Raw genomic sequence first — 323 nt, 5'->3', positions numbered from 1 at the left:
GGCGAAGCGTTCCTGCTCGGCCTTGTCCCGGGTCCAGGCGTTCGAGACGAGCCCGAAGCTGGTGCCGTTGGCGACCTCGATGGCCTCCTCGTACGAGGACACCCGGTACAGGCCGGCCGTCGGCCAGCCCCTCGTATCCGCGTACGAGGAAGGGAGCGAGGGCCCCAACGGCACCAACCGCGGGCTCGGCTCGATCGCCTTGGCCCGGGAAAAGGCCGCCGGTAACACGGCCGCGGTGCCCGTTGGCGGGCCCGGGGACCGGGACGGCGACGGGGGTCAGGTGCCAAGCGAGGATGGACCGGATGAGGGGCGCGGACAGGTAC

The 323-nt window shown here is 72.1% G+C and carries 1 pseudogene; it reads right to left on the bottom strand.

Going from position 1 to position 323, the window contains the following annotated elements:
- A pseudogene (locus tag ADK66_RS31275) lies at positions 1 to 123 on the bottom strand (aldehyde dehydrogenase family protein); the annotation flags it as partial.
- Between the last annotated feature and the right edge of the window lie 200 nt (positions 124 to 323).

The organism is Micromonospora sp. NRRL B-16802 (assembly GCF_001279555.1).
Taxonomy (GTDB): Bacteria; Actinomycetota; Actinomycetes; order Mycobacteriales; family Micromonosporaceae; genus Micromonospora; species Micromonospora profundi.
This window is presented reverse-complemented; position numbering and strand designations above follow the sequence as displayed.